The organism is Escherichia sp. MR (assembly GCF_005280595.1).
GTDB classification, from domain to species: Bacteria; Pseudomonadota; Gammaproteobacteria; order Enterobacterales; family Enterobacteriaceae; genus Escherichia; species Escherichia ruysiae.
Genome location: NZ_SZVK01000042.1, coordinates 12,621 through 37,616 on the forward strand (window position 1 = coordinate 12,621; position 24,996 = coordinate 37,616).

General features: G+C 49.6%; 27 protein-coding genes, 1 pseudogene and 1 other annotated feature. Of the genes and pseudogenes, 8 read left to right on the top strand and 20 right to left on the bottom strand.

What is annotated here, in order from left to right:
• Positions 1–113: 113 nt before the first annotated feature.
• From FC814_RS16630 to thrS, 12 genes are all read right to left on the bottom strand, one after another.
• Positions 114–578, bottom strand: a complete 465-nt coding sequence (locus tag FC814_RS16630; protein WP_001209788.1) for a C40 family peptidase — start codon at positions 576–578, stop codon at positions 114–116.
• A 77-nt stretch (positions 579–655) separates the two neighbouring features.
• Entirely contained in the window at positions 656–1,405 is a 750-nt protein-coding gene (btuD, locus tag FC814_RS16635; protein WP_000029447.1) for a vitamin B12 ABC transporter ATP-binding protein BtuD, read from the bottom strand.
• Positions 1,405–1,956 (bottom strand): bifunctional thioredoxin/glutathione peroxidase, encoded by a 552-nt coding sequence (gene btuE, locus FC814_RS16640; protein ID WP_001154183.1) that lies wholly within the window; start codon positions 1,954–1,956, stop codon positions 1,405–1,407. The genes btuD and btuE overlap by 1 nt, the downstream gene beginning before the upstream one ends.
• 62 nt (positions 1,957–2,018) lie before the next feature.
• Positions 2,019–2,999, bottom strand: a complete 981-nt coding sequence (gene btuC / locus FC814_RS16645) for a vitamin B12 ABC transporter permease BtuC (protein ID WP_000956541.1) — start codon at positions 2,997–2,999, stop codon at positions 2,019–2,021.
• Between the two features lie 100 nt (positions 3,000–3,099).
• The gene (gene ihfA, locus FC814_RS16650; protein WP_001229265.1) at positions 3,100–3,399 is read right to left on the bottom strand and encodes an integration host factor subunit alpha; all 300 of its coding nucleotides are present in this window, start codon (positions 3,397–3,399) and stop codon (positions 3,100–3,102) included.
• A gap of 4 nt (positions 3,400–3,403) precedes the next feature.
• A complete protein-coding gene (gene pheT, locus FC814_RS16655) occupies positions 3,404–5,791 on the bottom strand; it encodes a phenylalanine--tRNA ligase subunit beta (protein ID WP_105280413.1) in 2,388 nt (795 codons plus the stop codon).
• A gap of 14 nt (positions 5,792–5,805) precedes the next feature.
• Complete coding sequence (gene pheS / locus FC814_RS16660; RefSeq protein ID WP_000018588.1) at positions 5,806–6,789, bottom strand: phenylalanine--tRNA ligase subunit alpha; 984 nt, start codon at positions 6,787–6,789, stop codon at positions 5,806–5,808.
• A gap of 210 nt (positions 6,790–6,999) precedes the next feature.
• Positions 7,000–7,124: a sequence feature (Phe leader region), on the bottom strand.
• A complete protein-coding gene (pheM, locus tag FC814_RS16665; protein WP_001386830.1) occupies positions 7,074–7,118 on the bottom strand; it encodes a pheST operon leader peptide PheM in 45 nt (14 codons plus the stop codon). It overlaps the preceding feature by 45 nt.
• A gap of 116 nt (positions 7,125–7,240) precedes the next feature.
• Positions 7,241–7,597 carry a 50S ribosomal protein L20 gene (rplT, locus tag FC814_RS16670; protein WP_000124850.1) on the bottom strand — a complete coding sequence of 119 codons (357 nt, stop codon included), beginning with the start codon at positions 7,595–7,597 and terminating at the stop codon, positions 7,241–7,243.
• A gap of 52 nt (positions 7,598–7,649) precedes the next feature.
• A complete protein-coding gene (gene rpmI, locus FC814_RS16675) occupies positions 7,650–7,847 on the bottom strand; it encodes a 50S ribosomal protein L35 (RefSeq protein ID WP_001124225.1) in 198 nt (65 codons plus the stop codon).
• A 92-nt stretch (positions 7,848–7,939) separates the two neighbouring features.
• Positions 7,940–8,482 carry a translation initiation factor IF-3 gene (gene infC, locus FC814_RS16680; RefSeq protein WP_001700733.1) on the bottom strand — a complete coding sequence of 181 codons (543 nt, stop codon included), beginning with the start codon at positions 8,480–8,482 and terminating at the stop codon, positions 7,940–7,942.
• Between the two features lie 3 nt (positions 8,483–8,485).
• Positions 8,486–10,414: a threonine--tRNA ligase gene (thrS, locus tag FC814_RS16685; protein WP_001144207.1), complete on the bottom strand. Its 1,929-nt coding sequence runs from the start codon at positions 10,412–10,414 to the stop codon at positions 8,486–8,488.
• A gap of 300 nt (positions 10,415–10,714) precedes the next feature.
• Between thrS and yniD the strand changes: the two genes are divergently transcribed.
• Positions 10,715–10,822 (top strand): small membrane protein YniD, encoded by a 108-nt coding sequence (yniD, locus tag FC814_RS16690; RefSeq protein ID WP_001142445.1) that lies wholly within the window; start codon positions 10,715–10,717, stop codon positions 10,820–10,822.
• Between the two features lie 59 nt (positions 10,823–10,881).
• Here yniD and FC814_RS16695 read toward each other — a convergent pair whose 3' ends face one another.
• Complete coding sequence (locus FC814_RS16695; RefSeq protein ID WP_137326202.1) at positions 10,882–11,640, bottom strand: YdiY family protein; 759 nt, start codon at positions 11,638–11,640, stop codon at positions 10,882–10,884.
• A gap of 286 nt (positions 11,641–11,926) precedes the next feature.
• Here FC814_RS16695 and pfkB point away from each other — a divergent pair, with 286 nt between their 5' ends.
• From pfkB to FC814_RS16710, 3 genes are all read left to right on the top strand, one after another.
• Entirely contained in the window at positions 11,927–12,859 is a 933-nt protein-coding gene (pfkB, locus tag FC814_RS16700) for a 6-phosphofructokinase II (RefSeq protein WP_000251748.1), read from the top strand.
• 98 nt (positions 12,860–12,957) lie between these two features.
• Positions 12,958–13,248 carry a type V toxin-antitoxin system endoribonuclease antitoxin GhoS gene (gene ghoS, locus FC814_RS16705; protein WP_137326203.1) on the top strand — a complete coding sequence of 97 codons (291 nt, stop codon included), beginning with the start codon at positions 12,958–12,960 and terminating at the stop codon, positions 13,246–13,248.
• A 105-nt stretch (positions 13,249–13,353) separates the two neighbouring features.
• A complete protein-coding gene (locus FC814_RS16710) occupies positions 13,354–14,214 on the top strand; it encodes a fructosamine kinase family protein (protein WP_000267674.1) in 861 nt (286 codons plus the stop codon).
• A 40-nt stretch (positions 14,215–14,254) separates the two neighbouring features.
• Here FC814_RS16710 and FC814_RS16715 read toward each other — a convergent pair whose 3' ends face one another.
• Positions 14,255–14,791 carry a YniB family protein gene (locus FC814_RS16715; protein ID WP_000222184.1) on the bottom strand — a complete coding sequence of 179 codons (537 nt, stop codon included), beginning with the start codon at positions 14,789–14,791 and terminating at the stop codon, positions 14,255–14,257.
• 146 nt (positions 14,792–14,937) lie between these two features.
• Between FC814_RS16715 and hxpB the strand changes: the two genes are divergently transcribed.
• From hxpB to tcyP, 3 genes are all read left to right on the top strand, one after another.
• Positions 14,938–15,606 (top strand): hexitol phosphatase HxpB, encoded by a 669-nt coding sequence (gene hxpB, locus FC814_RS16720; protein ID WP_000106829.1) that lies wholly within the window; start codon positions 14,938–14,940, stop codon positions 15,604–15,606.
• A gap of 162 nt (positions 15,607–15,768) precedes the next feature.
• Positions 15,769–16,359, top strand: a complete 591-nt coding sequence (locus FC814_RS16725) for a metal-dependent hydrolase (protein ID WP_137326204.1) — start codon at positions 15,769–15,771, stop codon at positions 16,357–16,359.
• Between the two features lie 132 nt (positions 16,360–16,491).
• Positions 16,492–17,883 (top strand): cystine/sulfocysteine:cation symporter, encoded by a 1,392-nt coding sequence (gene tcyP / locus FC814_RS16730; RefSeq protein ID WP_001010734.1) that lies wholly within the window; start codon positions 16,492–16,494, stop codon positions 17,881–17,883.
• Between the two features lie 45 nt (positions 17,884–17,928).
• Here tcyP and cedA read toward each other — a convergent pair whose 3' ends face one another.
• A complete protein-coding gene (cedA, locus tag FC814_RS16735; RefSeq protein WP_001241547.1) occupies positions 17,929–18,192 on the bottom strand; it encodes a cell division activator CedA in 264 nt (87 codons plus the stop codon).
• Positions 18,193–18,374: 182 nt separating this feature from the next.
• Between cedA and katE the strand changes: the two genes are divergently transcribed.
• Complete coding sequence (katE, locus tag FC814_RS16740; RefSeq protein ID WP_085460660.1) at positions 18,375–20,636, top strand: catalase HPII; 2,262 nt, start codon at positions 18,375–18,377, stop codon at positions 20,634–20,636.
• A 46-nt stretch (positions 20,637–20,682) separates the two neighbouring features.
• Here katE and chbG read toward each other — a convergent pair whose 3' ends face one another.
• From chbG to FC814_RS16765, 5 genes and pseudogenes are all read right to left on the bottom strand, one after another.
• A complete protein-coding gene (chbG, locus tag FC814_RS16745) occupies positions 20,683–21,441 on the bottom strand; it encodes a chitin disaccharide deacetylase (RefSeq protein WP_085460659.1) in 759 nt (252 codons plus the stop codon).
• Between the two features lie 12 nt (positions 21,442–21,453).
• Positions 21,454–22,806 (bottom strand): 6-phospho-beta-glucosidase, encoded by a 1,353-nt coding sequence (celF, locus tag FC814_RS16750; protein ID WP_032225306.1) that lies wholly within the window; start codon positions 22,804–22,806, stop codon positions 21,454–21,456.
• Positions 22,807–22,925: 119 nt separating this feature from the next.
• Positions 22,926–23,768 carry a transcriptional regulator ChbR gene (chbR, locus tag FC814_RS16755; RefSeq protein ID WP_170967951.1) on the bottom strand — a complete coding sequence of 281 codons (843 nt, stop codon included), beginning with the start codon at positions 23,766–23,768 and terminating at the stop codon, positions 22,926–22,928.
• A gap of 7 nt (positions 23,769–23,775) precedes the next feature.
• Positions 23,776–24,126: a PTS N,N'-diacetylchitobiose transporter subunit IIA gene (gene chbA, locus FC814_RS16760; RefSeq protein ID WP_000968919.1), complete on the bottom strand. Its 351-nt coding sequence runs from the start codon at positions 24,124–24,126 to the stop codon at positions 23,776–23,778.
• A 50-nt stretch (positions 24,127–24,176) separates the two neighbouring features.
• A pseudogene (locus FC814_RS16765) lies at positions 24,177–24,920 on the bottom strand (PTS transporter subunit EIIC); the annotation flags it as partial.
• Positions 24,921–24,996: the final 76 nt, after the last annotated feature.

Consider the following 24,996-nt stretch of genomic DNA (forward strand, 5'->3'; position numbering starts at 1 on the left):
AGATTATTCTAATTATAAACGAATATTCCATTTACGGAATTTTTGTCTGAAAAATACTACGGTATTCAGAAGTAAAAGGACGGTGATGTATCATCACCGTCCTTTTCGACATACTAGATTCGTCTCGCTTGCCAGAAATTTTTCTGCCAGTAGACATTATCAAGGGAAGAGCGCATCACCCCTTTACTGGTAGAGGCGTGAATAAATTGGTTGTTGGTATCATAAATACCCACATGTAAACCATTTTGCCCAGAGCCGGTTTTGAAGAAAACCAGATCGCCTGGCAGCAACTCGTCTTTATCAATTTGAGTACCGATAGAGGCCTGTTGCTTTGTTTCACGCGGCAACTGCAAATCGAAACGATCGCGCATCGTTACGACCACAAAGCCTGAGCAGTCAACCCCGCGACGACTCATACCACCATAACGATAAGGTGTACCATGCCAGCTTTGTAGTTGATCGTTCAAACCAGCAATCACGGTAATAGAGTCAGAAAGTCTGGCGTTTGGTGGCGGCGCTTTATGGTGGCTACACCCGACCAGAAACAGTGCTGTGATTAAAATAAGGCAGAAACGCATTCCGTACGAATCCTCTGTTTTTTATTCTTGCATTAATTTAGCGTCGAAATTACCCGATTTTCAAGATGCTATTGTTATCAGGCTGTCGAAATCAGCATTCTGTGACCTTCAATGTCCAGACGGCGGAAATTCATCCCATAGGCCTGCGCCAGGTTCGGCGGTGTCAGAACGTCCTCCCTGCGTCCACTGGCCAATAATTTTCCACCTTTTAGCAGCCATGCCCGATGCGCGTGACGCAATGTGTGATTGAGATCGTGACTGCTCATCACAATCGCTAGCCCTTGCTGGCACAGCGCGCTCAGAATTTTGTCTAACGCACTTTGTTGCGCAACGTCAAGGCTGTTCATCGGCTCATCAAGAAGCAGTAATTGGCCTGCGGGATTGGCTTGTGGTGTGATTTGCAGCACTACCGCAGCAAGACGTACACGTTGCCATTCACCGCCGGAAAGTTGATTAGTGCTGCGTCCGAGTTTGTCATCAAGAGCCAGCGCCCCGGCGACATCGTTTAACAGGTCGCTACGCGTTTTATCATGCTGATGCAGGGTCAGGTAATGCCAGACCGGCATAGCAAATGGCGGTGTTTGTTGCTGTGAAAGATAGGCGCGATGCAGCGCGAGTTTTGTTGCGGACCATACTTCCAGTGGTTGCCCCGCGAACTGAATGCTTCCCTTACCGCCGGTCATTCCGGCCATTCGCGCCAGCAAGGTACTCTTACCCGCGCCGTTCGGCCCCACCAGATGCAGGATCTCCCCTGCCCGAACCTCACCCGAAAGCGGCCCCAGGCGGGTTGATTCCGCTACATCCTGCAACTGCATCACAATAGACATTATTTTGCCAACGCCAGTTTAATACTTTCCATCACAATGGGATCTTCCGGCGTCATATCCGGGGAAAAACGCTGGATGACTTTGCCATCTCTGCCTACCAGGAATTTCTCAAAATTCCACAAAATATCATCAGGGTACAGCGGTGCACGACCTTTGCTGACCATGCGCGCATAGAATCCGCTTTCTTCCGGCGCGACTGCGGTCGGCGCTGCGGCAATCAGTTTTTGATACAGCGGATGGCGACCTTCGCCATTGACCTCAATCTTACTGAACATCGGGAACGTCACCCCCCAGGTGGTGGTGCAGTAAGTTTTAATCTCTTCATCGCTGCCCGGTTCTTGCTCCAGAAACTGGTTACACGGGAATCCCAGCACGACAAAACCACGATCGGCCCAGGCTTTCTGAATATTCTCCAGCTGCTCATATTGCGGCGTTAAGCCACACTTTGAGGCGACATTGACAATCAACAGTACATTACCGGCATATTTCTCCAGCGTGGTCACTTCACCGTCGATATCCTTCACTACAGTGGTCAGAATGGAATCTTGCATCGTGTCTCCTGGATGTGGTCAGTAAAAATCTTAGCTTTTAATCATAGACCGTCTTTTTGCGGCTAACGTCCTGCTTTTAACAATAGCCAGATAAACACCGGTGCGCCCAACGTAGCGGTGACTACACCAATTGGCAGCTCGGCGGAAATCAGTGCCAGACGAGCGACAATATCGGCGAGTAGCAATGCCGTAGCGCCTGCCAGAGCACAGCCAGGAAGTAAAACACGGTGATCGGTTAACCCACACAGCCGCAGAATATGTGGGATCACCAGACCAATAAATCCAATAGCACCAGCAAGCGCCACACTGACGCCGACCATCCAGCCGGTCGCTGCTACCAGCACATTGCGCCAGAACCAAAGAGGCAACCCCAGCTGTCGCGCCGAGACCTCGCCAAGAGCTAACATATTCATCGGTCTGGACTGACAGCAAATCCACAACAATACCGGGATCAACGCCACCATCAGCCAGCTTTGCCGCCAGTCAACACCGCCAAAGCCGCCCATCATCCAGTACATTAACTGGCGCAAATCAACCGATGTGGAAAAGTAAATGGCCCACGTCATTAATGCGCTACAGATAATCCCTAATGCAACTCCCGCCAGCAATAATCGGCTGGTCGAAAGATGACGGCGGGCAAAACGCAGGAGAATTAAAGTGATAATGAGTGCACCAGCAATGGCACAAAGCCCCAGCGCCCACTCAGGTAATTGCCCTTGCCCCAGCAATACAGCGGCGATAAGCCCTACACCTGCACCATTAGAGACGCCGAGTAACCCTGGTTCTGCAAGCGGGTTTTCAAATAGCGCCTGCATTACTGCGCCGGATAACGCCAGCGCAGCACCAACCAGCAATACAGCCAGCGTGCGTGGAAGACGTATTTGCCAGACAAAAAGCTCGCCTCGTGGAGTAAACCAGTCAGTTGGCGAGATCCATTGTTCACCAGCACAAAGGCTTAAAAGAAGCGCCAGCAGCATTAATATTGACAGGCTAAATAACCAGCGTACATTTTGTCGCTGTTGTTGGCGGGCAAGTGTCAGCATGGTATCCGTTCTGCTGAAGAGTCATTTCGTTGATTTTACGGTGACTCGCCAGTAGTGAAAAGAAAAAAGGCCGCAGAGCGGCCTTTTTAGTTAGATCAGATTACTCGTCTTTGGGCGAAGCGTTTTCGACACGGCTTTTTAACTTCTGTCCGGGTCTGAAGGTCACCACGCGCCGTGCTGTAATGGGAATATCTTCGCCCGTTTTCGGGTTACGTCCCGGGCGTTGATTCTTATCACGCAGATCGAAGTTACCAAAACCAGAGAGTTTCACCTGTTCGCCGTTCTCCAGAGCGCGACGGATCTCTTCGAAAAACAGTTCAACCAGTTCTTTGGCATCCCGCTTGCTAAGCCCAAGCTTATCAAACAGATATTCTGACATTTCAGCTTTTGTAAGCGCCATAGGTTCAATCCCTCAATGATGCCTGGAATCGCTCTTTTAATGCCTCTACACATTTGGCGACGGTAGCGGCAATCTCCTCTTCTTCAAGTGTACGGCTGGTATCTTGCAGGATCAGGCTAATGGCGAGGCTCTTATACCCCTCCGCAACACCCTTACCACGGTACACGTCAAATAAGTTTACGCCAACTACCTGATTTACGCCAACTTTCTTACATTCGGATAAAATATCCGCAGCAGGAACGTTTTCTGCGACCACAACGGCGATGTCACGACGGTTCGCCGGGAAGCGAGAAATCTCGCGCGCCTGAGGCACCACGCGGTCTGCGAGCTTGTTCCACTCCAGTTCGAACACCAGAGTGCGACCGTTAAGATCCAGTTTACGTTCCAGTTCAGGATGAACAACCCCAACAAAACCAATACGTTCACCTTTCAGATAAATCGCTGCGGATTGTCCCGGATGCAGTGCCGGATTCGCTTCTGCACGGAACTCAACGTCAGCCAGTTTACCGGTCAGGTCGAGTACGGATTCAAGATCGCCTTTCAAATCATAGAAATCAACGGTCTCTTTTGCCAGGTTCCAGTGCTCTTCGTAACGGTTACCGCAAATCACACCAGCTAACATCAGATCCTGACGAATGCCCAACGGTGCCTGAGTATCTGGTACGAAACGCAGACCGCTTTCAAAAATGCGCACGCGGTTTTGCTGACGGTTCTGGTTGTACACCACGGTTGCCAGCAGGCCAGTCCACAGAGAAAGACGCATTGCCGACATTTCAACGGAAATCGGGCTAGGCAGCAGCAAGGCTTCAACGCCTGGATGGATCATCTGCTGGACTTTCGGATCAACGAAGCTATAGGTGATCACTTCCTGATAGCCTTTGTCGTTGAGCAGCGTTTTCACGCGCTTGAGTGACAAGTCAGCTTCACGGTGAGTGCCCATAATCAGGCTTGCCTGTACCGGCTCATCCGGGATGTTGTTGTAGCCGTAAACACGCGCCACTTCTTCGACCAGATCTTCTTCAATCTCCATGTCGAAACGCCAGCTCGGCGCAACTGCCTGCCACTCGTCCTTGCCTTCGGTCACTTCACAACCGAGACGACGCAGGATGTCAGCCACCTGTTCATCAGCAATATGATGACCAATCAGGCGATCCAGTTTGCTGCGACGCAAAGTGATGGTCGCGCGCTTCGGCAACGTTGCTTCGTTGGTAATATCGATTACCGGACCAGCTTCACCGCCACAGATGTCAATCAGCAGACGGGTCGCACGTTCCATCGCTTTGTGCTGCAGTGCCGGATCAACACCACGCTCGTAACGATGAGACGCATCGGTATGCAGACCATGACGACGAGCACGACCGGTGATAGACAGCGGGCTGAAGAAAGCACATTCCAGCAGGACGTTTTGCGTTTCTTCATTTACGCCAGAGTGTTCGCCACCGAAGATGCCGCCCATCGCCAGCGCCTTGTTGTGATCGGCAATGACCAGGGTGTCTGCATTCAGCTTCGCTTCAGTACCGTCAAGCAACACCAGCGTTTCACCCTCTTTCGCCATCCGCACCACAATGCCGCCTTCAATACGATCTTTATCGAAAGCGTGCATCGGTTGACCCAGTTCGAGCAGCACATAGTTGGTCACGTCAACTACCGCATCAATGGAACGAATACCGCAGCGACGCAGTTTTTCTTTCATCCACAGCGGGGTTGGCGCTTTAACGTTAATACCTTTTACAACGCGGCCAAGATAACGCGGGCAGGCTTCCGGCGCTTCTACTGCAATCGGCAGCGTGTCGTCGATGGTCGCACCAACCGGAACGATTTCCGGTTCAATCAGCGGTAGTTGATTCAGCACAGCTACGTCACGCGCAACACCAATGATGCCTAAGCAGTCGGCACGGTTTGGCGTAACGCTGATTTCGATGGTGTTATCATCAAGTTTCAGGTATTCGCGGATGTCGGTGCCAATTGGCGCATCCGCTGGCAGTTCGATAATGCCGTTGTGATCGTCAGAAATACCCAGCTCAGAGAAGGAGCACAGCATCCCTTCAGACGGTTCGCCACGCAGTTTCGCCGCTTTAATTTTGAAATCGCCCGGCAGTACAGCACCAATGGTCGCTACCGCCACACGCAGGCCCTGGCGGCAGTTTGGCGCACCGCAGACGATATCAAGCAGACGATCGCCGCCGACATTAACTTTGGTCACACGCAGTTTGTCCGCATTCGGATGCTGGGCACACTCAACCACTTCACCAACAACCACGCCGTGGAAGCTACCGGCAACCGGTTCTACACCGTCAACTTCCAGACCCGCCATGGTGATTTGATTCGCCAGCGCGTCGCTATCAATCGCCGGGTTCACCCATTCGCGTAACCACAGTTCACTGAATTTCATAATCTATTCCTGCCTTATTTAAACTGTTTGAGGAAACGCAGATCGTTTTCGAAGAATGAACGCAGGTCGGTGACGCCATAACGCAACATGGTCAGACGCTCCATCCCCATCCCGAAGGCGAAACCAGAGTAAACTTCCGGGTCGATACCAACGTTACGCAGCACGTTCGGATGCACCATCCCACAACCCAGCACTTCCAGCCATTTGCCGTTTTTACCCATGACGTCAACTTCTGCAGACGGTTCGGTGAACGGGAAATAAGAAGGACGGAAACGAATCTGCAAATCTTCTTCAAAGAAGTTACGCAGGAAATCGTGCAGCGTGCCTTTCAGGTTGGTGAAGCTGATATTGGTATCAACAATCAGGCCTTCCATCTGATGGAACATCGGCGTGTGGGTCTGGTCGTAGTCGTTACGATAAACACGTCCAGGCGCGATGATACGAATCGGCGGCTGCTGAGCTTTCATGGTACGGATCTGTACGCCAGACGTCTGGGTACGCAGCAGGCGGGTTGCATCAAACCAGAAAGTGTCGTGGTCAGCGCGCGCCGGGTGGTGACCAGGAATGTTCAGAGCATCGAAGTTATGATAATCATCTTCGATTTCCGGCCCGGTTGCCACGGTAAAGCCAAGCTCACCGAAGAAACTTTCGATACGGTCGATGGTCCGAGTCACCGGATGCAGACCGCCGTTTTCAATACGGCGACCAGGCAGGGAGACATCAATAGTTTCCGCCGCCAGGCGCGCATTCAGCGCCGCGCTTTCCAGTTCGGCTTTACGCGCATTCAACGCCTGCTGCACCTGCTCTTTCGCTTCGTTGATAACCGCACCGGCTGCCGGGCGTTCTTCTGGCGGCAGTTCACGCAGGGTCGTCATCTGAAGGGTTAAGTGCCCTTTTTTACCCAAATATTCGACGCGCACATTGTCTAACGCGGCAACATCTGACGCCTGGCTAATGGCCGCCTTCGCACTGGCAACCAGTTCTGCGAGATGTGACATGGTTTTCCTCATTGTGTCAGTGGTGACACTGGTTCGTTGGACTTAGAGCCTATCCCATCAGGCTATTTTACTTGCCATTTTGTCCTGGGCAGTGCTCGAAAGCCTCACGTACTGAAAAGTACGCTCCGGTTTCTCCGCAATGTCCGTGTCCAGAATGGCGGCGATAATTACGCCTGATGAGACAAGCTTTTTATTCTTCAAAACGCGCATACAAAAAAAGCCTCCACTGGGAGGCTTTCAGGCGCTGTTTTCCGTTTCTCTTCTCACGCGCTAGCCTCCTGGTGTCAGGTGCTAAAGTAAAAAAAGAAGCGGAAAATAGCAGCATTCATTGCTTGCGTTACCTTTTGGTACTCTTCAAAAGACCTTTATTGAAAAGGCATTGACGATAAAAGTCAATGTTCTGATGGTGTTGAAACGAAAAGAGGGAGACTAGCTCCCTCTTCCAACTGGCTTATGCCAGAGCTGCTTTCGCTTTTTCAACCAGAGCGGTGAACGCTACTTTGTCGAATACAGCGATATCAGCCAGGATCTTACGGTCGATTTCAACAGAGGCTTTTTTCAGGCCATTGATGAATTTGCTGTAAGAAATACCGTTCTGACGTGCTGCTGCGTTGATACGCGCAATCCACAGTTGACGGAACTGACGCTTACGTTGACGACGGTCACGGTAAGCATACTGACCAGCTTTGATAACAGCCTGGAAGGCAACGCGGTATACGCGAGAACGCGCACCGTAGTAACCTTTAGCTTGTTTCAAAATTTTCTTGTGACGTGCGCGTGCAATAACACCACGTTTTACGCGAGCCATATGTGCTCTCCTGTATCTATATTCTAATTAAAAAGTTAAAAACGTTAACGGCTTATGCGTACGGCAGGCACGCGATTACCAGACCCAGATCGCCTTTGGAAACCATGGCTTTCGGACGCAGGTGACGTTTACGTTTGGTCGCTTTTTTGGTCAGAATGTGACGCAGGTTAGCGTGCTTGTGCTTAAAACCACCTTTACCGGTTTTTTTGAAGCGCTTAGCAGCACCGCGTACGGTCTTAATTTTTGGCATTTTAATAACTTCCACTTCGCATTGTTGATAAACAGAAACAAAGGCGAATCACCCTGTGAGCCGAAGCTCACAGGAATGATTACTTGATGGCCTTACTGTTTCTTCTTAGGAGCGAGCACCATGATCATCTGGCGGCCTTCGATCTTCGTTGGGAAGGATTCGACCACTGCCAGTTCTTGCAAATCGTCTTTCACGCGATTAAGCACTTCCATACCGATTTGCTGGTGCGCCATCTCACGACCACGGAAACGCAGTGTGATTTTGGCTTTGTCACCCTCTTCCAGAAAGCGAATCAGGCTGCGGAGTTTTACCTGATAGTCGCCTTCATCTGTACCAGGACGGAATTTGATTTCCTTAACCTGGATAACTTTTTGCTTTTTCTTCTGTTCCTTAGAAGACTTGCTCTTTTCATAGAGGAATTTGCCGTAATCCATGATACGACAAACCGGCGGCTCGGCGTTAGGGCTGATCTCGACTAAGTCTACTCCGGCTTCTTCTGCTTTCTCCAGAGCTTCTCTCAGACTCACAATACCAAGCTGCTCGCCTTCCAGACCTGTTAAGCGAACTTCCTGGGCGCGAATTTCGCCATTGATACGGTTAGGGCGCGCCGTTTGAACTCGTTTTCCGCCTTTAATACCTTATTCCTCCAATTGTTTAAGACTGCGGCTGCGAATCTCTTGTTGCAGCTTCTCGATCACTTCATTTACGTCCATGCTTCCCAGGTCTTTACCACGGCGGGTGCGAACGGCAACTTTGCCAGATTCCACCTCTTTATCACCACAGACCAGCATATATGGGACGCGACGCAAAGTGTGCTCGCGGATTTTAAAGCCAATCTTCTCATTTCTCAAGTCTGCTTTAACACGAATGCCCGCATTTGATAGTTTTTGCGTCAATTCGTTAACGTATTCAGACTGAGAATCGGTAATGTTCATGATAACAACCTGCACTGGCGCAAGCCAGGTCGGGAAGAAACCAGCGAACTCTTCGGTCAGGATACCAATGAAACGTTCCATTGACCCCAGAATTGCGCGGTGAATCATTACCGGAACCTTACGCTCGTTGTCTTCGCCTACATAGGAGGCGCTCAGACGAGACGGCAAGGAGAAGTCCAGCTGTACTGTACCGCACTGCCATGCACGATCGAGGCAGTCATACAGGGTAAATTCAATTTTCGGACCGTAGAAAGCGCCTTCACCCAGTTGATATTCAAACGGGATGTTGTTTTCTTCCAGCGCAACCGCCAGATCCGCCTCAGCACGATCCCACATTTCGTCGCTGCCAATACGTTTTTCAGGACGAGTGGAAAGTTTGACCACGATTTTTTCGAAGCCAAAAGTGCTGTACATATCATAGACTAAACGGATACATCCGTTAACTTCATCGCGAATTTGTTCTTCAGTACAGAAGATATGCGCGTCATCCTGGGTAAAACCACGTACACGCATCAGGCCATGCAGAGAACCTGACGGCTCGTTACGATGGCAGCTACCGAACTCGGCCATACGCAGCGGCAGATCGCGATACGACTTCAGCCCCTGGTTGAAAATTTGTACGTGACCCGGGCAGTTCATCGGCTTAATGCAGTATTCACGGTTCTCTGAAGACGTGGTGAACATCGCATCTTTGTAGTTGTCCCAGTGACCGGTTTTTTCCCACAGGACGCGGTCCATCATGAACGGACCTTTTACTTCCTGATACTGGTACTCTTTCAGTTTAGAACGAACGAATACTTCCAGTTCGCGGAAGATTGTCCAGCCGTCGTTGTGCCAGAATACCATACCCGGTGCTTCTTCCTGCATATGATACAGGTCAAGCTGCTTACCGATTTTACGGTGATCGCGTTTAGCGGCTTCTTCCAGGCGCTGCAGGTAAGCGTTGAGGGCTTTTTTATCTGCCCACGCAGTACCGTAAATACGCTGCAACATTTTGTTGTTGCTGTCGCCGCGCCAGTAAGCGCCTGCCGTTTTCATCAGTTTGAAATGATGGCAGAAACGCATATTCGGTACGTGCGGACCACGGCACATATCGACATATTCTTCATGGAAATAGAGGCCTGGCTGGTCATCATGGGCAATATTTTCGTCCAGGATGGAGACTTTATAGCTCTCGCCGCGTTTAACAAACGTTTCACGCGCTTCGTGCCAGCTGACTTTCTTCTTAATGACGTCGTAGTTTTTCTCAGCAAGCTCATGCATCCGCTTCTCGAGTGCTTCGACATCTTCCTGGGTTAACGTGCGGTCAAGATCAACGTCGTAATAGAAACCGTTGTCAATAACCGGGCCGATTGCCATTTTGGTATGCGGCCAAAGTTGTTTAATCGCGTGCCCTAACAGGTGCGCGCAGGAGTGACGAATGATCTCCAGACCTTCTTCGTCTTTTGCGGTAATGATCGACAGTTGTGCGTCGTTTTCAATCAGATCGCAAGCATCAACCAGCTCACCATTTACGCGCCCTGCGATACAGGCTTTCGCCAGACCTGGACCAATGTCCAGCGCAACATCCATGGGACTGACAGCGTGGTCGTAATGGCGTTGGCTGCCATCAGGAAGAGTAATAACAGGCATGTTATATCCTTATTTGCAGTGGTGACCCATACGCAAGATCACATACAAAGATTCATATGAAATTTACCAAAAAGGTTTGGGCTGATTCCCGCTTCACTCTGCGAAATATGTCACAACATGCTGATTAGCGATGCCAGACCTACACCCACTTTCTGATAATACCGTCTGGCAGTTTACACGGTATTTGTTATCGGGCAAAGCGGCAATCATCATGATCGAAATGATATAAATCAATACAGGCAACGCCTGCCCATTTTGTTACACTCGGATATTGACCACTCGAAATACGCAGGAAAACACATGCCGACAAAACGTTTTGACAAAAAACACTGGAAGATGGTGGTGGTGCTACTGGCTATTTGTGGCGCTATGCTGTTACTGCGTTGGGCGGCAATGATTTGGGGTTGAATGGTAGAACGCTATTAGCTAACGAAAAAGCCAGACCGCTCGTCGCGGCCCGGCAGTAATTACATTTTATATCCCAGCGATAACGTTGTTCGGCGATCGGTATGTTCTGGAGCCGATTCAGGCGGTTCAGAGTTCCATGTAACGTTGTACGTCACCTTCAGACCGAAATGTTCATTAATAGCCACATTTAACGCGCTTTCCGAGTTCAGTGTCGTATCTTCTGCGCCAAAGACGGAAACACCCTGGGTAATTTTCGCGTTGTCGGTCAACTGCCACGCGTAAGCCCCTGAAGCATAACCCAGCGGCTGGGTTTTACTGGAATTGTCGGTATATTTGTCGTAACGCACGCTAGGACCGAATTCAAAGCGGAAGCTGTGTACCGGGCCATTCAAAAACTGGCGACCATAACCCGCAGTCAACACATCGCGTTCGCGATAACCGTTATAGCGGTCTGTCAGCCAGCTTGCCTGACCAAATAAATAGTCATAGTCAGTTAAATTAAAACGGCTACGCCCGCCCGCCGCATATTTTTCCGAAGAACGCTCATCGTTAGAAGAAGTATTACTGGCATTCCCCCACAGCGACCAGGCAGTAGAATGCCCATACCAGGTCATAGTGGTATCAGCCGTTAGTGAAGAACTTTTCGTGTTACCTGATTGTGCAAGGTAGCCTGCATTCAGATTACCTTCAAAAGGTTTTTTGGCGCTGGCAGGATCGTCCATGACAGTAAAAACGGAATCATCGGCAGCTGCATTCAGAGACGCAAACATACCCCCCGCCAACATAACGATGGCAGGAACTGTCTTTAAAAGCTTCATTTATTAAAAGTCCGTACAACAAAAAAAGAGACCATCGCGGTCCCGGAAACTTTCTTAAGGATCAAAGAGTAGCGTCCCTGGAAAGGTGACAAATTATAAAAAGGAGTGAAAAACTTAGCAACGACTTCTTATTTCATTTTTTGAATAAGCACATTATGAAAACAAATATTTATTTATATATCTTCATCTTATTAATTTCATATAAATATCCAATAAATCATATTGTTAATTTCTTCACTTTCCACTGATTCAGTGCCAGACTGAAATCAGCCTATAGGAGGAAATGATGGTACGTATCTATACGTTGACACTTGCGCCCTCTCTCGATAGCGCAACAATTACCCCGCAAATTTATCCCGAAGGAAAACTGCGTTGTACCGCACCGGTGTTCGAGCCCGGTGGCGGCGGTATTAACGTCGCCCGCGCCATTGCCCACCTTGGTGGGAGCGCCACGGCAATCTTCCCGGCTGGCGGAGCGACTGGCGAACATCTGGTTTCACTGCTGTCTGATGAAAATGTCCCGGTTGCGACTGTCGAAGCAAAAGACTGGACCCGCCAGAATCTGCACGTACATGTGGAGTCTACAGGTGAACAGTACCGATTTGTCATGCCTGGCGCGACATTAAGTGACGATGAATTTCGTCAACTTGAAGAGCAAGTTCTGGAAATTGAATCTGGAGCCATTCTGGTCATAAGCGGAAGCCTGCCCCCAGGTGTGAAGCTGGAAAAATTAACTCAGCTTATTTCAGCTGCGCAAAGACAAGGGATTCGCTGCATCGTCGACAGTTCTGGCGAGGCTTTAAGTGCAGCCCTGGCCATTGGCAACATTGAACTGGTTAAACCTAACCAGAAAGAGCTAAGCGCACTGGTTAACCGCGAACTCACCCAGCCTGATGATGTACGCAAAGCCGCGCAGGAAATCGTTAATAGCGGCAAGGCCAAACGGGTTGTCGTTTCCCTTGGCCCGCAGGGCGCGCTGGGGGTGGACAGCGAAAACTGCATTCAGGTTGTGCCACCACCGGTGAAAAGCCAGAGTACCGTCGGTGCAGGTGACAGCATGGTCGGCGCGATGACGCTGAAGCTGGCAGAAAATGCCTCTCTTGCAGAGATGGTTCGTTTTGGGGTCGCTGCGGGCAGCGCCGCCACGCTCAATCAAGGAACTCGTCTGTGCTCCCATGACGATACGCAAAAAATTTACGCTTACCTTTCCCACTTATAGAGATATTCCCCCAATCATTGGGGGAATCACCATAAACCTGTCGACAACGCGTTTCTCCGACTATGCTAAAAAATCACGTGATAACAAAGAGGTGAATTATGGCTGGTGGCGATCTTGTCCGTTATGTCATTACTGTCATGTTGCATGAAGACACATTAACTGAAATTAATGAGTTAAATAACTTTCTGACACGCGACGGTTTTTTACTGACCATGACGGATGATGACGGAAATATCCATGAGCTGGGAACGAACACCTTTGGGCTTATCAGTACTCAAAGTGAAGATGAAATAAGAGAGCTGGTTGCCGCACTCACCCAAAGCGCCACAGGCAAAGACCCAGAGATCATAATCACCACCAGGGAGGACTGGCATAGCAACAGAAAATAAATGGTTTTTGGGCAATAATCAGTCTGTGGTGTGCGTTAGCTCGTGTTTTTGCACCGCATTCCTGCGCTAACCTTATGATCTGGCAGACAACATGGGAGATACATCATGTGGCAGGCAATCAGTCGTCTTTTGAGCGAGCAGTTAGGTGAAGGCGAAATCGAACTGCGTAATGAACTGCCTGGCGGAGAAGTCCATGCCGCATGGCATTTACGCTACGCAGGACGTGACTTTTTCGTCAAATGTGATGAAAGGGAACTGCTTTCCGGTTTTACCGCCGAAGCCGACCAGCTGGAATTACTGTCGCGCAGTAAAACCGTCAGCGTGCCTAAAGTCTGGGCTGTTGGCGCTGACCGCGACTACAGTTTTTTGGTGATGGACTATCTCCCGCCCCGCCCGTTGGATGCACATAACGCATTTATTTTAGGACAGCAAATTGCGCACCTGCATCAATGGAGTGACCAGCCGCAATTTGGCCTCGATTTCGATAACGCACTTTCCACTACTCCACAACCCAATACCTGGCAACGTCGCTGGTCAACGTTCTTTGCTGAACAACGTATTGGCTGGCAACTGGAACTGGCAGCAGAAAAAGGGATCGCCTTCGGCAATATCGACTCCATCGTCGAGCATATTAAGCAACGCCTGAGCTCTCATCAGCCACAGCCATCACTGTTACACGGCGATTTATGGTCTGGAAACTGCGCTCTGGGCCCGGAGGGGCCGTATATATTCGACCCTGCTTGTTACTGGGGCGACAGAGAGTGCGATCTGGCGATGTTGCCACTGCATACCGAACAGCCGCCACAAATCTATGACGGCTATCAGTCCGTTTCACCGCTACCGGCAGATTTCCTCGAACGTCAACCAATTTACCAACTCTACACGTTGCTTAACCGTGCAAGGTTGTTTGGCGGGCAGCATTTGGTTATTGCCCAGCAGTCACTGGATAGATTGTTAGCAGCGTGATGTGGATTGATGATAATGGCCGCCCCATGCGGCCTTTTGCTTAAATAAATCCAAGCAAAGAAAAGAACACATACCCCGCAGCGATACAAATTACCGGCAGGATATAGAGTGAGAAAATCTGTAAGAAAATAGTATGGTGTGGCACAACAATGCGTGACTCAATCTGTTCACGCGTTAACCCCTCTTCCCCTTTAGCCTTCTCCAGAATGAGTTGATCCTCAACACCTTCGCGCAAAAAGCGCGCCTGGCGGCTCATACGGGCACCAGAGTCTTGCAGCGCAAGCCCCACAAATATCAGGATGAAAATCACCCAAAACATAACGTTCACGCCACCATTAAAATTGGGCGTCGGTGAGTTGTACCAGAACAGATTCAGAAAAGGCGTATTCGCCTGCATCATATCGATCATGACATGCGCAAAGTCGAGCATTACAGCATTGATACCTTCCTGGGATTCTTGCCGGACATTCATAAACTTCAGCAAGGAAATTAACGTGGAAACAAGTGTCGGTATAAAAATCACCCAACCCAAAATCCTTTTCAAAACAGCAATGCGTCCAGCTTGTTGATACGTCATGAGTTCTCCTTGATTAAGACGCGTCGTTTCAATTAGTTTACCTGTAGATATCTGTTTTCGCCCATTCTTTAAAGGCGATATGATAGGCACTTAATCATAAGCACTGCTTAATACCTTACACATAATGCTCTAAAGGAGAGGTTGTAATGTCAACCCCGCGTCAGATTCTTGCTGCAATTTTCGATATGGATGGATTACTTATCGACTCAGAACCTTTATGGGATCGAGCCGAACTGGATGTGATGGCAAGCCTGGGGGTAGATATCTCCCGTCGTAACGAGCTACCGGACACCTTAGGTTTACGCATCGATATGGTGGTCGATCTGTGGTATGCCCGGCAACCGTGGAATGGGCCGAGTCGTCAGGAGGTAGTTGAACGGGTTATTGCCCGTGCCATTTCACTGGTTGAAGAGACACGACCATTACTGCCTGGTGTGCGTGAGGCCGTTGCGCTATGCAAAGAACAAGGATTATTGGTAGGTCTGGCCTCCGCGTCACCGTTACATATGCTGGAGAAAGTACTGACCATGTTTGACTTACGTGATAGTTTCGATGCCCTCGCCTCCGCCGAAAAGCTGCCTTACAGCAAGCCGCATCCACAAGTGTATCTCGACTGTGCAGCAAAACTGGGCGTTGATCCTCTCGCCTGCGTGGCGCTGGAAGACTCTGTAAACGGCATGATCGCCTCTAAAGCGGCACGTATGCGTTCTATCGTCGTCCCCGCGCCCGAAGCGCAAAATGATCCCCGTTTTGTGTTGGCGAACGTAAAACTTTCCTCTCTCACCGAATTGACCGCGACCGACCTCCTCGGCTAATAAAATCGGGCAGTGCCATAACTGCCCCTGGCTTTTTATCTGAATTCTTATTCAACTGGCGGATTTATCATCATTTTGTGATAAAGAGTTACACCGTCACCACTTCCGCGCACTGTATAAAAATCCTATACTGTACGTATCGACAGTTTAGTGAGTTTTATCATGACGGCGGAAGGTCACCTTCTCTTTTCTATTGCTTGTGCGGTATTTGCCAAAAATGCCGAGCTGACGCCCGTGCTGGCACAGGGTGACTGGTGGCATATTGTCCCTTCCGCGATCTTAACGTGTCTGTTACCGGACATCGACCACCCAAAATCGTTTCTTGGGCAGCGATTAAGGTGGATATCAAAACCCATTGCCCGCGCATTTGGACACCGTGGATTTACCCACAGTTTGCTGGCTGTATTTGCCCTGCTGGCAACCTTTTATCTCAAGGTGCCGGAAAGCTGGTTTATTCCGGCTGATGCACTGCAAGGTATGGTGCTGGGTTATTTGAGTCATATTCTTGCCGATATGCTGACACCGGCTGGTGTTCCCCTGCTCTGGCCGTGTCGCTGGCGCTTTCGCCTGCCAATTCTGGTGCCACAAAAGGGCAATCAGCTGGAACGTTTTCTCTGCATGGCATTATTTGTCTGGTCGGTGTGGATGCCCCATTCCCTGCCTGAAAACAGCGCGGTTCGTTGGTCATCGCAAATGATCAATACCTTGCAGATCCAGTTTCATCGCCTTATTAAGCACCAGATTGAATACTAAAAAGGCAAAAATCACCTTTCTGGAATAAGCAATTCCATTTGAATATAAGAGCCAGCTCACAGTTCTGTTAATCTTGCGCCAACACTATGACTGTTACACAGTGATAGAAATAATAAGATCAGGAGAACGGGGATGAACTTTCCATTAATTGCGAACATCGTAGTGTTCGTTGTTCTGCTGTTTGTGCTGGCTCAGGCCCGCCACAAACAGTGGAGTCTGGCAAAAAAAGTGCTGGTGGGTCTGGTGATGGGCGTGGTCTTTGGCCTTGCTCTGCATACCATTTATGGTTCTGACAGCCAGGTACTTAAAGATTCTGTACAGTGGTTTAACATTGTCGGTAACGGCTATGTTCAGCTACTGCAAATGATCGTTATGCCGTTAGTATTCGCCTCTATTCTGAGTGCAGTTGCTCGCCTGCATAACGCATCTCAGTTAGGCAAAATCAGTTTTCTGACCATCGGTACGCTGCTGTTTACCACGCTGATTGCGGCGCTGGTTGGAGTGCTGGTGACTAACCTGTTTGGTCTGACTGCTGAAGGTCTGGTTCAGGGTGGCGCTGAGACTGCTCGCCTGAACGCTATTGAAAGCAACTATGTCGGTAAAGTCGCAGATTTAAGTGTTCCGCAACTTATTCTGTCTTTTATCCCGAAAAATCCGTTTGCCGATCTGACCGGTGCGAATCCGACATCAATTATCAGCGTGGTAATTTTTGCGGCATTCCTGGGTGTAGCTGCGCTGAAACTGCTGAAAGATGATGCGCCGAAAGGTGAACGCGTCTTAACAGCTATCGACACACTGCAAAGCTGGGTGATGAAACTGGTTCGCCTGGTCATGCAACTCACCCCTTACGGCGTGCTTGCGCTGATGACCAAAGTGGTTGCCGGTTCCAACCTGCAAGACATCATTAAGCTGGGTAGCTTCGTTGTCGCGTCCTACCTGGGTCTTATCATTATGTTTGCGGTGCATGGCATTCTGCTGGGTATTAATGGCGTCAGCCCGCTGAAATACTTCCGCAAAGTGTGGCCGGTGCTGACATTTGCTTTCACCAGCCGTTCCAGTGCTGCGTCTATTCCACTGAACGTTGAAGCACAAACGCGTCGTCTGGGTGTTCCTGAATCTATCGCCAGTTTTGCCGCCTCTTTCGGGGCGACCATTGGTCAAAACGGCTGTGCCGGGTTGTATCCGGCAATGCTGGCCGTAATGGTAGCGCCAACGGTGGGTATTAACCCGCTGGATCCGATGTGGATTGCAACTTTGGTCGGTATTGTTACCGTCAGTTCTGCCGGTGTTGCAGGTGTTGGTGGTGGTGCGACATTCGCCGCGTTGATTGTTCTGCCAGCAATGGGCTTGCCGGTAACGCTGGTGGCTTTGTTAATCTCCGTTGAACCGCTTATCGATATGGGTCGAACTGCATTGAACGTGAGCGGCTCAATGACCGCAGGTACGCTGACCAGCCAGTGGCTTAAGCAAACCGATAAGTCCATTCTGGACAGCGAAGACGACGCCGAACTGGCACACCGTTAATCCTGGTTTATAACGCAAAACGCCTGTCCTTCGACAGGCGTTTATTTATTCTTCGATCTCATTTTCCTGGCGCACCTGATTAGCCCAACGCTGAGCCGACTCCGGCACATTAAACGCAGGTGAGCGCAAGAATGATTCCCCAACCAGCACAAACGCAACATATTTGCCACGCAGCATCCAGACATCGCGAAACGAATCCATCTTAATCGCATGTTCTGGCGGCGCAGGTTCCGTGCGAGGAACATAGCTAATAATCGGGCGGTTTTGCTGACGTAGCGGTTTCTTCATTACTGGCTTCACTAAACGCATATTAAAAATCAGAAAAATTGTAGTTTAGCTGATTTACCCCCCGTCCGTCCTGCTTTGCGTATATTCCCGAATACCTTCTCTGGCACCGCTTCCAGAGCGAGATCACCCTGATGGTCTATAGTTAGAGGGTTTTTTGACCAAAACAGCGGCCCTTTCAGTAATGAATTAAGGAGACGAGTTCAATGTCGCAACATAACGAAAAGAACCCACATCAGCACCAGTCACCACTACACGACTCCAGCGAAGCGAAACCGGGAATGGACTCACTGGCACCTGAAGACGGATCTCATCGTCCAGCGGCTGAACCGACCCCGCCAGGCGCACAACCTACCGCCCCTGGGAGTCTGAAAGCTCCTGATACGCGTAACGAAAAACTAAACTCTCTGGAAGACGTACGCAAAGGCAGTGAAAATTATGCGCTGACCACTAATCAGGGCGTGCGCATCGCCGACGATCAAAACTCCCTGCGAGCCGGTAGCCGTGGTCCAACGCTGCTGGAAGATTTTATTCTGCGCGAGAAAATCACCCACTTCGACCATGAACGTATCCCGGAACGTATCGTTCACGCGCGTGGGTCAGCCGCTCACGGTTATTTCCAGCCATATAAAAACTTAAGCGATATAACCAAAGCCGACTTCCTGTCAGATCCGAACAAAATTACCCCGGTGTTCGTGCGTTTCTCTACCGTTCAGGGTGGCGCAGGTTCGGCAGATACGGTGCGTGATATCCGTGGTTTCGCCACCAAGTTCTATACCGAAGAAGGCATTTTTGATCTTGTGGGTAACAACACGCCTGTCTTCTTTATTCAGGATGCACACAAATTTCCGGACTTTGTTCATGCGGTAAAACCAGAACCGCACTGGGCAATTCCGCAAGGGCAAAGCGCCCACGACACCTTCTGGGATTATGTTTCCCTGCAACCAGAAACGCTCCACAACGTGATGTGGGCGATGTCAGATCGCGGAATACCACGCAGTTACCGCACCATGGAAGGCTTCGGCATTCACACCTTCCGCCTGATTAACGCCGAAGGTAAAGCAACCTTTGTGCGTTTCCACTGGAAACCACTGGCAGGTAAAGCCTCGCTGGTTTGGGATGAAGCGCAGAAACTTACCGGACGTGATCCAGACTTCCACCGCCGCGAACTGTGGGAAGCCATTGAAGCAGGCGACTTCCCGGAGTATGAACTGGGCTTCCAGTTGATCCCCGAAGAAGATGAATTCAAATTCGACTTCGACCTGCTTGACCCAACGAAACTCATCCCGGAAGAGTTAGTCCCCGTTCAGCGCGTCGGCAAAATGGTGCTTAACCGTAACCCGGATAACTTCTTTGCCGAAAACGAACAGGCAGCTTTCCATCCTGGTCATATTGTCCCCGGTCTGGATTTCACCAACGATCCGCTGTTGCAGGGGCGTTTGTTCTCCTATACCGATACACAAATCAGCCGTCTTGGCGGGCCGAATTTTCATGAAATTCCGATTAATCGCCCTACCTGCCCGTACCACAATTTCCAGCGTGACGGTATGCATCGGATGGGAATCGACACTAACCCGGCGAATTACGAACCGAACTCGATCAACGATAACTGGCCGCGCGAAACGCCGCCGGGGCCAAAACGCGGTGGATTTGAATCATACCAGGAGCGCGTGGAAGGCAATAAAGTGCGGGAGCGCAGCCCATCATTTGGCGAATACTATTCGCATCCGCGCCTGTTCTGGTTAAGTCAGACGCCGTTCGAGCAACGCCATATTGTCGATGGTTTCAGCTTTGAGTTAAGCAAAGTTGTACGACCTTATATTCGTGAACGCGTCGTTGACCAGTTGGCGCATATTGATCTGACTCTGGCGCAGGCGGTAGCAAAAAATCTCGGTATCGAACTGACTGACGATCAGCTGAATATTACGCCGCCACCTGACGTAAACGGGCTGATAAAAGATCCTGCGTTGAGTCTGTATGCCATTCCTGATGGTGATGTGAAAGGTCGTGTGGTAGCGATTTTGCTTAATGATGAAGTGAGATCGGCAGACCTTCTGTCAATCCTCAAGGCGCTGAAAGCTAAAGGCGTTCATGCCAAACTGCTTTATTCGCGGATGGGTGAAGTGACTGCCGATGACGGTACGGTGCTGCCAATAGCCGCTACCTTTGCCGGGGCACCATCGCTGACGGTCGATGCGGTGATTGTCCCTTGCGGCAATATCGCCGATATTGCCGACAACGGCGATGCAAACTATTACCTGATGGAAGCCTACAAACACCTTAAACCGATTGCGCTGGCAGGAGACGCACGCAAGTTTAAGGCGACAATCAAGGTTGATGACCAGGGTGAAGAAGGGATCGTGGAAGCCGACAGCGCCGACGGTAGTTTTATGGATGAACTATTAACGCTAATGGCAGCGCACCGCGTATGGTCACGTATTCCTAAGATTGATAAAATTCCGGCGTAAATATGAATAAAGTCACTCCCCCAGGGGAGTGACTTTACAAACTTCCTTACACATCAAGATAACTACCCAACCGATAACCCCGCTCGGCAATGGCATACTTCAACGATGCTGATGTCAACACTTCCAGCTCCGTTAACCGTGGAAAGCAATAAGCACTCTGGCGAATTGTATTATCGACAAACGCCGGATGGCACATCACTTCCAACGAACGTTCACCGCGATGGCTGGAATCATCCAGCACTTGCAGAAACAGTGACTCGCTAATCTCTTCACCATAGAACGCGCTACTGAAGCCCTGCGAACTGCGCAATTTAGCGGGTAAATCACCATCGCTAAATAATGGCTGACGGTCGATGCGCAACGCAATCCCCTCTTCAGCCGCAAACTTTGCCACAATCGGGAAAATCTGCGGGAACATATGCACATGATGATGGCTATCAAGATGTGTAGGTTTGCGCCCAAATAGCTCAATGAAACGCAGATACTGACAGGCAAGTTCCTGAGCAATTTCCTTTAGCGGTAAAGCATCTTCTTCCGCCAGTTGCCAGATCCACTTCCCCAGCACGCCTTCGCGGGTTAAACCCGGCATTGCAGTCAGCGGCTTGCCCATGGTGAGAACAAAATGCATCCCAACTGCCAGGCTCGGTTCATCACGACTCAACTGCACCGCATGGTCGATAGCTTCACCATTCACCAGCGCCGTCGTTGACGTGACAATACCGTTTCGACAGGCCTCGATAATGCCGTAGTTCTGACCTTTGCTTAAGCCAAAATCATCGGCATTAACAATCAGTAAGCGTTCCATAATCAGCCCCGGTTAATGTGCTTTTTTGAGTTCTGCTATGCAGTCGGCAAAATTTGGCAGCCATTTCTCATGCGCCAGAATCATCTCACGCGCCAGCAACTCAGCATCGCGATCGGAATGCACCAACGGGCTAAGGTTTAGCGCCAGTAACACATCGTTAAATTCCCCGCTAAGTGCTGCGTTGCTGGCCGCAATCTCGAAGCCTTTGATGGTGTGAATCAGCCCCATCACTTTGTCATCGAAATGCGTAATGCGCGGATGTGGCGTCGCGCCATCGCGCCCCAGCGTGCAGGTCATTTCTACCGCCCAGTCTGCCGGAATATTATCAATATGCCCATGATGCGGGATATTAACGTAATGTTCCGTTTGCTTGTCGTTGTAGATAGCGTTAATGACTTCGCACGCTGCATCAGAGTAATAAGCTCCACCGCGCTGCTCCAGCTCTTTCGGTTTCACTTTCAGATCCGGGTTTTTATACAGATCAAAGAGTTGCTTCTCGACTTTCTGTACCACCTGCGCACGCGCGCCGCCTTTGTAATACTCACCCATTTCAATCGCCAGCATCTCTTTTTGCTTGAAGTAATAAAGCAAATAGGAACACGGCAACAGGTTCAGTGCCCGAATTAAGCCTTCGCTAAACGGCAGATCGAAAATGTTTTTTACGCCAGACGCTTTTAACTGCCCTGACGCCACGCCGTCGAGCAATTCGGCAAAACGTGATTTGCCATTTACCAACACATCCTTAATAAACACCATGTGGTTCAGGCCGAACAGATCGATAGATAAATCATCGTTCTCATTCAAGGCTAAAACATCGCCGATAAACATTTTCATGCCAATCGGAATATTACATACGCCGATAAAGCGTTTAAATCCGCTATGACGATAAACCGCTTCAGTGACCATTCCCGCCGGGTTAGTGAAGTTGATCACCCACGCATTCGGACAAAGTTCTTCGACATCTTTTACGATGTCAAAAATCACAGGAATGGTGCGCAGACCTTTAAACAGGCCACCCGCACCATTAGTTTCCTGGCCAAGATAACCATGACTTAACGGAATACGTTCATCCAGTTCGCGTGCTGGTAATTGACCTACGCGCAGTTGGGTAGTGACAAAATCAGCCCCTTTCAGCGCCTCACGACGATCAAGCGTTTTATAAAGTTTAATCGGTACACCAGCGTTATCGATCATTCGCTGGCAGAGATCAAAGATAATATCCAGTTTTGCCTTACCACCTTCGACATCTACCAGCCATAATTCAGTCACTGGCAATTCGTGATAACGCTTAATAAACCCTTCCAGCAGTTCCGGGGTATAACTACTCCCGCCACCAATAGTGACGACTTTTAATTTCTGGCTCATAATTTCTCCCTTCATCAGGAAATACTGATATTCTTCATACCTGCCTCTACGTCAGGAATATCCCGGTCTCCCCAGGATAAATAAGGCACGCATGTAAATTTAATGATCAGTGACAATAGCTACTGATTAAATTCAGTCAATTTCTTACGATAACTATTTGGTGTAAAAGATGTTAGTTTCTTAAACGTTTTAATAAACAGGCTTGGGCTACTATAACCGGCTTCAAATGCAATATCAGTCACAGAATAGTTGGTCATTTCCAGTTGTTTTTTGGCAAAGTTAATGCGGATTTCATTAATAATCTGCATCGGCGTTTTGCCATAATATCGCTGAGTCGCACGCGTCAAATACTCCTGCGATTTAGCCGATAATATCACCATATTTTCCAGCGCATTTTCACTGAACTGCGCTTTATCATGCATCTTTTCAACCGTACTTTTTAACCACTGTGGCACATCATCAATCACCTGTTCTTCGCGGTAATGACGTAAACGGTTAATGACATAAAAAGTGACTATCTCAACAAATTCTTCCAGACCGGTTTCGCTGAAATTCAATGAAGAAATCACAGTTTCCACATAGGTAAGAAAAGTATTATTAGTTCGGTAAACCTGTGAAGCAACAAAGCAATAAGGCAACAACGGCAAATAATGCTGTTCAAAAAAACGTTTACTGATCCCAACGTTCAATATGCGCGTGGCACCAAACTCATAAAAACTTTGATGGTGTGATCCTAACGGAATAAAAACAAAATCGCCCCGTTCCAGCAACACGCGCTTACCGTTAATCTCCTGGAAATAACGACCAGTTAAAACCAGGGTAAATTCATAATAGTCATGCTGATGCAATCCAGTAATACTTTCCGTTTTATTGTAGATAAACACATGGAAATTTTTGCCATTAAACAACTGCTGTTCACGGGCAGTGGCAATTTCCGGCGCATTAATCACTGGCTGCATCATCGACTCCTTATGCCTTCAGTTTTTCATGAAGCTCAATTAATTCGGTAATCAGTTCACGTGCAAGCATGGAAGTCATTAAATGGTCCTGGGCGTGAACCAGCACCAGACTCACTTTCATCTTGCCTTCGCCCGCGTCGCCTTCAATCAGTTTCGTCTGTACCAGATGCGCTTCATTCAAGGCCATCCGCGACTGATCCATCATGGCTTTTGCCGCTGCAAAATCACCCTGCTTCGCCTGCTTCAGCGCCGCATACGCCAGGCTGCGCGCTTGTCCGGAGTTGATGATAAGCCCCATCACCACTTCTTCCAGTTCCTCAGCTTCCGTTTGCGTATCAGGAATATTATCGAGATCCATCATACATCGTTCCTCTCTATTCTTACCGGCACGATTGCCCGTACCGGCATCGATTAAAATTTCAGGGCGTTAGCAATATCTTCTTCGCTCTCTTCTTTATCAATCACGTTCTGCGCTTTGTTTGCCACCACGACAAATGGCAGATATATCAGCGTTGCGATGCCAAGGTTGAAGAGTGCGACCAGCAATGCGGCGACGCTACCGTTAGTATTAAAGAAGGCTCCCAGACCAGTTGGCATGGTCCACGGTGCAATGTTTGTCACCGGTGGGATGATGCCCATGTAGTACGCCGCCAGAGTAATTGCCGCCAGAATCGGTTGCACCAGAACAAACGGGATAAACATCACCGGGTTCATGATAATCGGCAAGCCAAACAGAATCGGTTCGTTAATCTGGAAGATGCCCGACGGCAGCGCCAGTTTTGCCACCTGACGATAATCAGCACGGCGAGAAGCGATAAAGATAGCCAGGATCAGGCCTAAGGTTGCACCGCTGCCACCGAGGAAAATAAAGGAGTCCAGCATCGGCTTGGCCCAGATATGGAAGGTCTTACCGGCTGCCAGCGCCGCTTCGACGGAGCCATATTGTTGATAGGTGGCGATGTTTTCCAGCGCCCACGGCGTCATAATGCCGTTGTCCAGCGCGGTCAGCGCCAGTGCGCCGTGAATACCGAAGAACCACAGCAGCGGAACAAAGATCACATACGCCCAGCCGACCACGCTACCCAACGATGCCAGCGGCGTCGAGATGGTATCCATAATAATCTGATGGAAGTTAGTGCCCCAGGTATTCAGCGCCGGTGATGCTGCCAACTTACTGATTTAGTGTATGATGGTGTTTTTGAGGTGCTCCAGTGGCTTCTGTTTCTATCAG

What these genes read in the sequence shown, in the direction of transcription:
- FC814_RS16630 (WP_001209788.1), bottom strand. Translation starts at nt 578, where the DNA reads ATGCGTTTCTGCCTTATTTTAATCACAGCACTGTTTCTGGTCGGGTGT.
- btuD (WP_000029447.1), bottom strand. Translation starts at nt 1,405, where the DNA reads ATGTCTATTGTGATGCAGTTGCAGGATGTAGCGGAATCAACCCGCCTG.
- btuE (WP_001154183.1), bottom strand. Translation starts at nt 1,956, where the DNA reads ATGCAAGATTCCATTCTGACCACTGTAGTGAAGGATATCGACGGTGAA.
- btuC (WP_000956541.1), bottom strand. Translation starts at nt 2,999, where the DNA reads ATGCTGACACTTGCCCGCCAACAACAGCGACAAAATGTACGCTGGTTA.
- ihfA (WP_001229265.1), bottom strand. Translation starts at nt 3,399, where the DNA reads ATGGCGCTTACAAAAGCTGAAATGTCAGAATATCTGTTTGATAAGCTT.
- pheT (WP_105280413.1), bottom strand. Translation starts at nt 5,791, where the DNA reads ATGAAATTCAGTGAACTGTGGTTACGCGAATGGGTGAACCCGGCGATT.
- pheS (WP_000018588.1), bottom strand. Translation starts at nt 6,789, where the DNA reads ATGTCACATCTCGCAGAACTGGTTGCCAGTGCGAAGGCGGCCATTAGC.
- rplT (WP_000124850.1), bottom strand. Translation starts at nt 7,597, where the DNA reads ATGGCTCGCGTAAAACGTGGTGTTATTGCACGCGCACGTCACAAGAAA.
- rpmI (WP_001124225.1), bottom strand. Translation starts at nt 7,847, where the DNA reads ATGCCAAAAATTAAGACCGTACGCGGTGCTGCTAAGCGCTTCAAAAAA.
- thrS (WP_001144207.1), bottom strand. Translation starts at nt 10,414, where the DNA reads ATGCCTGTTATTACTCTTCCTGATGGCAGCCAACGCCATTACGACCAC.
- yniD (WP_001142445.1), top strand. Translation starts at nt 10,715, where the DNA reads ATGCCGACAAAACGTTTTGACAAAAAACACTGGAAGATGGTGGTGGTG.
- FC814_RS16695 (WP_137326202.1), bottom strand. Translation starts at nt 11,640, where the DNA reads ATGAAGCTTTTAAAGACAGTTCCTGCCATCGTTATGTTGGCGGGGGGT.
- pfkB (WP_000251748.1), top strand. Translation starts at nt 11,927, where the DNA reads ATGGTACGTATCTATACGTTGACACTTGCGCCCTCTCTCGATAGCGCA.
- ghoS (WP_137326203.1), top strand. Translation starts at nt 12,958, where the DNA reads ATGGCTGGTGGCGATCTTGTCCGTTATGTCATTACTGTCATGTTGCAT.
- FC814_RS16710 (WP_000267674.1), top strand. Translation starts at nt 13,354, where the DNA reads ATGTGGCAGGCAATCAGTCGTCTTTTGAGCGAGCAGTTAGGTGAAGGC.
- FC814_RS16715 (WP_000222184.1), bottom strand. Translation starts at nt 14,791, where the DNA reads ATGACGTATCAACAAGCTGGACGCATTGCTGTTTTGAAAAGGATTTTG.
- hxpB (WP_000106829.1), top strand. Translation starts at nt 14,938, where the DNA reads ATGTCAACCCCGCGTCAGATTCTTGCTGCAATTTTCGATATGGATGGA.
- FC814_RS16725 (WP_137326204.1), top strand. Translation starts at nt 15,769, where the DNA reads ATGACGGCGGAAGGTCACCTTCTCTTTTCTATTGCTTGTGCGGTATTT.
- tcyP (WP_001010734.1), top strand. Translation starts at nt 16,492, where the DNA reads ATGAACTTTCCATTAATTGCGAACATCGTAGTGTTCGTTGTTCTGCTG.
- cedA (WP_001241547.1), bottom strand. Translation starts at nt 18,192, where the DNA reads ATGCGTTTAGTGAAGCCAGTAATGAAGAAACCGCTACGTCAGCAAAAC.
- katE (WP_085460660.1), top strand. Translation starts at nt 18,375, where the DNA reads ATGTCGCAACATAACGAAAAGAACCCACATCAGCACCAGTCACCACTA.
- chbG (WP_085460659.1), bottom strand. Translation starts at nt 21,441, where the DNA reads ATGGAACGCTTACTGATTGTTAATGCCGATGATTTTGGCTTAAGCAAA.
- celF (WP_032225306.1), bottom strand. Translation starts at nt 22,806, where the DNA reads ATGAGCCAGAAATTAAAAGTCGTCACTATTGGTGGCGGGAGTAGTTAT.
- chbR (WP_170967951.1), bottom strand. Translation starts at nt 23,768, where the DNA reads ATGATGCAGCCAGTGATTAATGCGCCGGAAATTGCCACTGCCCGTGAA.
- chbA (WP_000968919.1), bottom strand. Translation starts at nt 24,126, where the DNA reads ATGATGGATCTCGATAATATTCCTGATACGCAAACGGAAGCTGAGGAA.